This is a genomic window from Apilactobacillus zhangqiuensis (assembly GCF_019656215.1).
GTDB lineage: Bacteria > Bacillota > Bacilli > Lactobacillales > Lactobacillaceae > Apilactobacillus > Apilactobacillus zhangqiuensis.
In genome coordinates this window covers 43,761-51,856 of the sequence record NZ_BPLK01000006.1, presented here as the reverse complement: position 1 = coordinate 51,856, position 8,096 = coordinate 43,761, and the positions used below count along the sequence as shown (strand labels likewise).

General features: G+C 36.9%; 6 protein-coding genes. All 6 read right to left on the bottom strand.

The features are described from left to right. Positions 1 to 366: 366 nt before the first annotated feature. The 6 genes from lysS to tilS all read right to left on the bottom strand — a co-directional run bounded on the left by lysS (position 367) and on the right by tilS (position 8,018). Positions 367 to 1,875 carry a lysine--tRNA ligase gene (gene lysS, locus K5Q07_RS06790; protein ID WP_054606252.1) on the bottom strand — a complete coding sequence of 503 codons (1,509 nt, stop codon included), beginning with the start codon at positions 1,873 to 1,875 and terminating at the stop codon, positions 367 to 369. Between the two features lie 64 nt (positions 1,876 to 1,939). Further along, positions 1,940 to 2,950, bottom strand: a complete 1,011-nt coding sequence (dusB, locus tag K5Q07_RS06785) for a tRNA dihydrouridine synthase DusB (protein WP_220730252.1) — start codon at positions 2,948 to 2,950, stop codon at positions 1,940 to 1,942. 75 nt (positions 2,951 to 3,025) lie between these two features. Continuing rightward, the gene (gene hslO, locus K5Q07_RS06780) at positions 3,026 to 3,916 is read right to left on the bottom strand and encodes an Hsp33 family molecular chaperone HslO (RefSeq protein WP_220730251.1); all 891 of its coding nucleotides are present in this window, start codon (positions 3,914 to 3,916) and stop codon (positions 3,026 to 3,028) included. Positions 3,917 to 3,980: 64 nt separating this feature from the next. Further along, on the bottom strand, positions 3,981 to 5,969 hold the full coding sequence (gene ftsH, locus K5Q07_RS06775) for an ATP-dependent zinc metalloprotease FtsH (RefSeq protein WP_220730250.1): 1,989 nt from the start codon (positions 5,967 to 5,969) through the stop codon (positions 3,981 to 3,983). A 117-nt stretch (positions 5,970 to 6,086) separates the two neighbouring features. Then, complete coding sequence (gene hpt / locus K5Q07_RS06770; protein ID WP_041152423.1) at positions 6,087 to 6,629, bottom strand: hypoxanthine phosphoribosyltransferase; 543 nt, start codon at positions 6,627 to 6,629, stop codon at positions 6,087 to 6,089. A gap of 21 nt (positions 6,630 to 6,650) precedes the next feature. After that, positions 6,651 to 8,018 (bottom strand): tRNA lysidine(34) synthetase TilS, encoded by a 1,368-nt coding sequence (gene tilS / locus K5Q07_RS06765; RefSeq protein WP_220730249.1) that lies wholly within the window; start codon positions 8,016 to 8,018, stop codon positions 6,651 to 6,653. Between the last annotated feature and the right edge of the window lie 78 nt (positions 8,019 to 8,096).

Genomic DNA, 8,096 nt, shown 5'->3' with positions numbered 1-8,096 from the left:
TTAATTCTTACAACCAAGTTGTAAGTTCCTTACACATCATCGATTATCAATCTTGTTCAGTTTTCAAAGATCTACCATTTATATGTCTAAATTACGACTTCTTAATTATATCAAAGCTGTGAAACAATGTCAACAACTTTTTTCAAGCAATCAAATTTATTAACGTTATCTCTTAACGACAACAATAAATATTATGCCATGTAATCGTTGTTATGTCAACAACTTTTTATATTTATTTTTTCAAGCTGTTCGTCTTTCAAACAACATTTAATATATTATCAAGTTTGTGTAACATCGTCAACCACTTTCGACAAAAAAAGCGTAAAGAATTGAAATTAATCAATTCTCTACGCTTAATTGTAGTTCTTAGTCTTGTTCTGAGTTGTCTTCTGGTCTCATAGTTGGGAATAGTAGAACATCTCTAATTGATTCAGCATCAGTTAATAACATAACTAGACGATCAATACCAATACCTAGTCCTCCTGTTGGTGGCATACCGTATTCTAGAGCTTCAACGTAGTCTAAATCGACAGGTTGTGCTTCATCGTTACCGTTAGCCTTTTCAGCAGCTTGAGCTTGGAATCTTTCTTTTTGATCGATTGGATCGTTTAATTCAGAGAATGCGTTAGCGTATTCCATACCTTCAACATATAGTTCAAAACGGTCAGTAAATCTTGGGTCATCAGCATTCTTCTTAGCTAATGGTGAAATTTCTACTGGGTGTCCATAGATAAATGTTGGGTTTTTAATTTCTGGTTGAACCTTTTCTTCGAAGAATTCGTTAATAATGTGTCCTACAGTCCAGAAATCTTGGTATTCAATGTTATTCTTGTCAGCAAGTTTTCTAGCTTCTTCTAGACTCATTTCTTTCCAGAAATCAATTCCAGTAAATTCTTTGATAGCATCTACCATGTGTAAACGTTCAAATGGCTTGTTAAAGTCTACGTCTTCGCCACGGTAGTTAATGATACCGTTGTCAGTAACAACTTTAGCAGCTGCCTTGAAAATACCTTCAGTTTCATCCATAACATCATGGAAGTCGAAGTATGCAATGTATGATTCTAGTTCAGTAAATTCTGGGTTATGGTTTTGATCCATACCTTCATTTCTGAATACACGACCGATTTCGTATACACGTTCCATGCCACCAACGATTAAACGTTTTAGATGTAGTTCTAGTGCGATACGTAGGTATAAGTCAATGTCTAGTGCATTGTGATGAGTAATGAATGGACGGGCGCTAGCACCACCGGCTTGGTTGTGTAGTACTGGTGTTTCTACTTCAGTACAGTCCATTTCATTATCTAGATAGTTTCTGATTGCAGAAATAATCTTGCTACGTTTTTGGAAACGGTCAAAGCTATCACGATTTGAAATTAAATCAAGATATCTTTGACGGTATTTTTGTTCCTTGTTTTGTAAACCATGGTACTTGTCAGGCAATGGACGCAAAGCCTTTGATAAGAAAGTTACATGAGTAGCCTTAACAGTTAATTCACCCATGTCTGTCTTAATTAGTTCACCTTCGATACCTAAGTGATCACCTAAGTCGGCACGCTTGAAGAAATGGTAGTTATCTTCACCTACTTCATCTTTTCTTACGTATAGTTGAATTCTACCGGTACGATCTTGTAAATCACCAAAACCTACCTTACCTTTTCCACGTTTTGCAACCATACGTCCAGCGATAACAACTTTAAGATTTTCTTCTTCTAGTTCTTCTTTAGTACTATCGTTGTACTTATCGTGTAATTGTTTAGCTAAATGAGTACGTTCAAAACGGCTACCGAATGGGTCGACCCCTTCTTCTCGTAATTCATTCATCTTTTGGCGACGAACTCGCAATTGGTCATTCATTTGCTTTTCTTGTGCCACAGTAAAACCTCCATCAGAATAAATTATTTTATATTAACATAATACCATAAAATAATTTAAAAAATTACATTTCACTTAAATCCGCTTTTTTTGCTTCTCTTTTATGGGTCTTTTCAAGGAAATTATCGAAAATATCGTCCATTTCTTGTTCAGTTTCAGCGTTGTTTAGAGCAACTTTGGTTCTTGCTGAGTGAGAAATACCCTTTAAGTAGTAAGCAGCTTGTCCTCTAAATTCACGTGGACCTGTGAAGTCACCCTTCACACCTACTAAACGGTGTAGATGTTCCTTAGCAGTTGCAATCTTTTCATCGACTGAAGGTTCCTTCAATAATTCACCGGTTTCTAGATAGTGTTTTGTTTGTTGTAGCATCCATGGGTTACCTTCAGCGGCACGTCCAATCATTACAGCGTCTGCTCCAACTTCGTCTAACATCCTCTTGGCTTCTTGAGGAGTTCTAACATCCCCATTACCCATAAATGGAATAGTTAAAGCGTCAGCAACTTGTTTTAATACGTCCCAGTCGGCATTACCAGTGTACATTTGTTTTCTAGTTCTACCGTGCATTGCGATAGCTGAGGCACCGGCCTTTTCTGCCATCAATGCATTTTGAACAGCGTATACGTGGTCTTCATCCCAACCAGTTCTCATCTTAACAGTAACTGGTTTTTTAACAGCGTCTGTAACGTATGAAACCATTTCGTATACCTTATTTGGATCCAATAGCCATTTTGAACCGGCATCGGTCTTAATAACTTTGTTTACGGGACAACCCATGTTGATATCGATAATATCAGCATCAGTTTCTTGGTCGATAAACTTAGCCCCTTCTACAAGGGTTTCCTTAGTACCACCAAAAATTTGAATACTCATTGGATGTTCTTTTGGATCAATATCCAACATACTTAGAGTCTTCTTGTTCTTGTACATTAAACCACGATCAGAAATCATTTCACAGACAACAAGTCCGGCTCCTGATTCTTTACAAATCATTCTAAAAGCAGTGTTAGTAACTCCAGCCATTGGAGCAACAACTACTTGATTGGGGATAGTAACATCTCCGATTTTCCATTCCATTTATATTCACCTCAATATTAAACACGTTTAACATGATAAACATCATATCATACTAAATTTAAAACTGCATACTTACTATTCTTTTGAATCTTTCTTGTCAGTTAATAAGGCTCTTAAGTCGTCTTCACTGTAATTATATTCAGTTTCACAGAAGTTACAAATAACCTTTGCCCCGTGATCTTCATCAATCATAGCTTGGATTTCCTTATCGTTTAGACCGGCAATCTTTTCAGCAAATTTTTCCTTTGAACAATCACACTTAAATTCAACCGGCATGTTTTGTAAGATGTCGATGTTATCTTCACCGAAGATTAATTTCAAAATGTCTTCTGGTTTTTGTTTTGATAAGAATAGTTCTGAAATCATTGGAATTGACTTCAAACGTTCTTCTAGTTTGCTGATTGCGTCATCAGATGCACCTGGTAGCACTTGAATCAAGTATCCACCGGCAGCACCAATGGTTCCATCTTCGTTAACGTATACTGAAACACCAACAGCTGATGGAATTTGTTCTGATTGAGCTAGGTAGAAAGTAAAGTCGTCACCAATTTCACCTGAAACTAGTTGGACGTTACTTACGTATGGTTCGTCCCCACCTAAGTTTTTCATTACTTCTAGACTACCTTGTCCAACTGCGCCACCAACATCTAACTTGTGGTGCTTGTTCAATGGTAAATCAACATGTGGATTGTGAATGTATCCCTTAACGTGACCATTTGCATCCACGTCGACTAGTACTGGTCCGGCAGGACCATCACCCAATACCTTTACAGTCATTGTTTCTTTACCTTTCAATACAGATGTAGCTAATAATAGACTAGCTACCAATGAACGACCTAATACCGCTGAAGATACAGGCCATGTTTTATGATCTTTTTGTGCTTCATCTACCACTCCGGTAGCTTCCATTGCGTATGCTCTAAACATACCATCTTTGGTAACACTCTTTGTTAAATAGTCTGCCATTTTTATTCCTCCGTAATTACCTAAAAAAGCGTGAGTCAAATAAATTCAACCCACGCTCTATTAGTTAGTCTTCATCATTATCTTGATGTTGATTTTCTTTTTGTTCTAATTGTTCTTTACTTTCTTCAAAAGAAGCATCTTCGTTATCGCTTGAAGTGTTTTCTTCTGGCATCTTACCAGTACGGTATAGACTTAAGATTTCTTTTTCATCTAGAGTTTCGTACTTAAGTAATGCGTCAGCGATTACCTTATGTTGTTCACGGTGTTGTTCGATAATATCATGAGCTTGACCATGAGCTTCATCAATTAATCTTCTAACTTCTTCATCGATAACTGAAGCAGTCTTTTCAGAATATCTTCTTGCGTATGGGTCATCGTTTGGACTTTCCAATTGAACAGTACCTAACTTTTCACTCATACCGTATTGAGTAACCATAGCACGAGCTAAGTTAGTAGCTTGTTCGAAATCATTAGAAGCACCTGAAGACAATGAGTCAAAGATAATTTCTTCGGCAGTTCTACCACCCATTAAACCAGCAAGTTGTTCCATTGCATTCTTCTTAGATAGCAATTGTTGGTCTTCTTTTGGAAGCATGATTGCGTATCCGCCGGCACGTCCACGAGGAACGATAGTAACCTTGTGAACTACACGAGCATCGTTTAGAACTAAACCAACGATTGTATGACCAGCTTCGTGGTTGGCAACAATGTTTTGTTCTTTTTGACTAACAACTTTATCTTTCTTAGCTGGACCAGCAATTACACGATCTTCAGCTTCATCCAATTCTGATGGACCGATTTCTGACTTGTTTCTTCTAGCAGCTAATAAAGCAGCTTCGTTTAGCAAGTTAGCTAAATCAGCACCAACGAATCCTGGAGTTTGTTTAGCGATTTCATGTAAGTCAACGTTATCAGCGATTGGCTTGTTCTTAGCATGTACCTTTAAGATTGCTTCTCTACCCTTAACGTCTGGTCTACCAACTAGTACCTTACGGTCAAAACGACCTGGACGAGTTAAGGCAGGATCCAATACGTCAGCACGGTTAGTTGCGGCAATTACGATGACACCATCGTTACCTGAGAAACCATCCATTTCAACCAGTAGTTGGTTCAATGTTTGTTCTCTTTCATCGTGACCACCGCCCATGCCGTTGCCACGCTTTCTACCAACGGCATCGATTTCATCAATGAAGATGATTGCTGGGGCTTCTTTTTTAGCCTGTGTGAACAAGTCACGAACACGACTAGCACCAACCCCGACAAACATTTCAACAAAATCAGAACCTGAGATTGAGTAGAATGGTACGCCAGCTTCACCAGATACGGCTTTAGCTAGTAAAGTTTTACCAGTTCCTGGTGGTCCTTCTAATAAGACACCATGTGGAATCTTAGCACCCAACTTGGTGAACTTCTTTGGATCCTTTAAGAATTCAACGATTTCAACAAGTTCTTGTTTTTCTTCTTCTTCACCGGCAACGTCTGTGAAACGAACATCACTCTTAGTTGGTTTAGCTTTTGACTTACCAACACCCATGATGCCGCCTTTGCTGCCATTCTTACCACCCATTTGGTTCATCATTACGAAGAAGAAAATGATGATGATTAACATTGGTAGTAATGAGAAAATTAGGTTTGACCAGAAGCCACTGTCAGTATCAGCGGCTTTGGCACCCATCTTAACGTTATTCTTCTTAGCATAGTTTGTAATTTCATTAATAGTACCATTGTTCTTCAAAACCTTAGTCTTGAAAGATGAAACCTTAGTTTCACTCTTGGTATTACTAAATAAAATACTACCAGAATTGTTTGATTTAACGCTTTGTGCTTTTCTGTATTCACCAGAAACAGTGTATACACCATTTTCTGGTTGAATTGAAAAACTCTTAATCTTGTTATCTTTTAGTTCTTGAACAAACTGACTAGATTGTAATTCTTTGTTTTGAGGTTGACCGTTCTTTGATGTAACAAAGAAAGTAACTCCCAAGACAATCAAGAAGCACACTATGTAGAACAGGCTGTTCTTGAATAATCCTTTATTATTGTTATTACGCATCAATTGCCTCCTGTGTTCAATGCTTTGTTATGTATTAAAAATAAAATGGTGAGACCCGCCATTTTTTCAACACATTACACAAAGCATATATTATCATTTTTCAGAAGAATTAACTATTTATTTGTCTGAATAAACTTCTGGTTTTAATACACCAACATATGGAAGGTTACGATACTTACCTTGGTAATCTAAACCATAACCAACTACGAATTCGTTAGGTACTTCTAGACCAACGTAATCAGCTTTAGCTTCAACTACTCTTCCTTCAGGCTTGTCCATTAAAGTACATACCTTAATTGATCTAGCACCGCGTTCAGCTAATAAATCTTCTAAATATTTCAATGTTCTACCAGTATCGATAATATCTTCAATGAAAATAACATCCCTACCGTTAACATCCACATCAATATCTTTCATTAATTCAATGGTTCCGCTTGATGCAGTACCTCCATGGTAGCTTGAAACGTCAATAAAATCGATGTCCATGTAAAGGTCCATTTCCCTGACAATATCAGTCATGAAGAAAATAGCACCTTTCAATACACCAACTACCACTGGTTTTCTGTCTTTGTAATCAGTTGTAATTTGTTGACCTAATCTGCGACAAGCATCTGTGATGTCTTCCTTACTATACAAGGTTTTTAGAATGTCGTTGTTCATTAGTTTCTCCTTCCACATACTTTATTTAATGATTAATGTATAAACTCTAGCACTAGAGTTATCAATAGATACAGATTCACTGTAGCCTAAAATGGCTAATAACCTTCCCTGATCAGTCATCAAACTTTGGGCCGAATGCCTTTTATCAACTGGTATCTTCTTGTTGATAAATAGTCGTTTAGCTGTTTGATGTCCACCATTTTTAAGCGTTATTCTATCACGATTTTGCGTCTTTTGTACAATCAATGGGAATTCTGCATCAAAAAGATGAAAACGTGAAATTCGTTTTGCCTCACTATCAGAAACATCAGAACTATCCGTAATCATCCACTGAATATTATCTTCTGAATACCATTTATTCAATGTTACCACAAAATATTCGTTTTTAAATCCAGTTATTACGTTTTGATTGATATTTTCAATTAAAAATTTGTCATATTCTTTTTTTAAGACCCATTTATCGGATAAATCGACAACACCTTGTGGCTTTTCATCATTATTAAGTAGTGCAGTGGCTTGTTTAACGATGTCTACATTAAGACCATCTACCACTTTTTGATCGATTAAATAATCGACTACGCCGACCTGAACGTAATCCGGTAGCTTCAAAAAATTATCTAGTGAATAGACATCTCTTACAACCTTAATATTTTTTAATATCTTCCCCATCAAATAATCGTTTTGTTTTTTCATTAAGTCTAGCTGCTGTGAAAAAGAATCAATATGCTCAATTCCGCGATTGTTTTCGGCTTCAATAAATGGAATTAAACGATGTCTGATGCGATTTCTGGTAACGTCTAGCTTTTGGTTGGTATCGTCTTCATACCATTTAATAGTGGAATCCTTCATATAATTAGTTAATTCTTTTTTACTAAAACCAAGTAGTGGTCTAATTAAGCATCCACCATTAAACTGACGGATTTGCTTAATTCCAACTAAGTCCTTGATAAATGATCCCCGAATCAATCTCATCAAAATGGTTTCAGCTTGATCATTGGCATGATGTGCCGTTAGTAATATACGTGAATTATACTTATTCATTACCCGTGAAAAGAAATCATAGCGGTATTTTCTAGCAGCCATCTCAATTCCATTGCTTGGGTGATTTTGTTCTTCCCAATTACCAACTTCCAGTTTTAAATCATTCTTGCTACAGAAGTCTCTGACATATTGTTCCTCTTCTGCACTTTGCTCTCTTAAATGATGGTTCACATGAGCAACGATTATTGTTGGTCTATTCTGTTTAGGCAGATTCATCATTAAGTTAAGCAACGCCATCGAATCCACACCAGCAGATACAGCAACAACCACCGCTTCATCGTGCTTAAACCAGTCGTTACTATCGACTATCCGATCAAATTTTTGCTGGGTAATATTTTGTTCCGGCATTAACACCGTCCCCTTTTAGTCACAATTTTGGTAAAAATAAAATGATTAAGGTAATCCTACCCCAATCATTTTTTATTT

Bases quoted from the DNA above. Each gene is read 5' to 3' on its own strand.
- dusB (WP_220730252.1), bottom strand. From the start codon at position 2,950: ATGGAATGGAAAATCGGAGATGTTACTATCCCCAATCAAGTAGTTGTT.
- hslO (WP_220730251.1), bottom strand. From the start codon at position 3,916: ATGGCAGACTATTTAACAAAGAGTGTTACCAAAGATGGTATGTTTAGA.
- ftsH (WP_220730250.1), bottom strand. From the start codon at position 5,969: ATGCGTAATAACAATAATAAAGGATTATTCAAGAACAGCCTGTTCTAC.
- hpt (WP_041152423.1), bottom strand. From the start codon at position 6,629: ATGAACAACGACATTCTAAAAACCTTGTATAGTAAGGAAGACATCACA.
- tilS (WP_220730249.1), bottom strand. From the start codon at position 8,018: ATGCCGGAACAAAATATTACCCAGCAAAAATTTGATCGGATAGTCGAT.